This is a genomic window from Nocardia sp. 852002-20019_SCH5090214, from assembly GCF_001665865.1.
Lineage (GTDB): Bacteria > Actinomycetota > Actinomycetes > Mycobacteriales > Mycobacteriaceae > Nocardia > Nocardia nova.
Window position 1 is genome coordinate 1 of the sequence record NZ_LZMK01000371.1, and the last position, 883, is coordinate 883.

Annotated in this window: 1 pseudogene; it reads right to left on the reverse strand. The window is 68.9% G+C overall.

Annotation, left to right across the window (positions count from 1 at the left end):
- Positions 1 to 883 (reverse strand): annotated as a pseudogene (locus tag A5780_RS41425) (hypothetical protein); the annotation flags it as partial.

The following is an 883-nucleotide window of genomic DNA, read 5'->3' on the forward strand; positions in this document are numbered from 1 at the left end:
ACGGTGTCCAGACCGCTCTTGAGGCGGGCCTGATAGTCCAGCAGCAAGGTGTCGACCCGGTATTTGGCCTCTTCCCCCAGATCGACCACCGGCTTGCCGATTCGGCGCAACTCCTCGGCTGCCGCCGGGGTGACGGGCACCCAGTCGGTGTCGTTCACACTCATCGGCTGGGCGGAGGCCTCACCGAGGTAGATGGCCACGAACCGGGCCCGCGCGCGCACCTCGTCACCGAGACCGGCGGCTTTCATCTTCTTCGTCAACGCCGAAAGGCTGTTCACGCTGGGCTCGTTGCGCCACGCCTCGACCTGCGCGTACAGCTCCTGCTTGACCGATTCGTCGATGTCCTCGGCGGCGATCATCGCGACCATGCGGTCTTGGGCGGTGGCCAGACGGTCTTGGGTGGCGCGTTCCTGCTCGACGGCGGCCATCTTCGCCGCCAGCTGCGGGGTTACCTCGGCATCGATGGTGACGTGCCCGCCGTCGAGGTCGACGTGCACACCCCAGCGCTGCCGGATGTGCCCGGCCAGTTCCACCGACGCGCGGCGGGCAGCCTCGGAGTCTTCCGACCAGGTCACCGCCTCACGTAGCGCGGCGGCGATTTCGTTGCGCGAGAGCCGATCCCAACCCTTCCGGCGCAGCGCTTCCAGACCTTTCTCGGCCGCCTTGCGCTCGGCGGCGACCTGGGCGGCGTGCTCGCGGCGGGCCTTCTCCTCCCGCATCTGCATGGCCTCGATGGCGGCGCGGCGGGCGGTGATGCCGGCCGTGGCTCGGTTCATCACCTCCTGCATCAGTGCCCGCAGCATCACCGCGAACTGGCTGCCGATCCGGTCGAGGGTTTCGTCGTGGTGCTGCTGGACGGGGGTGTGCAGGCCGGACAGGTGCT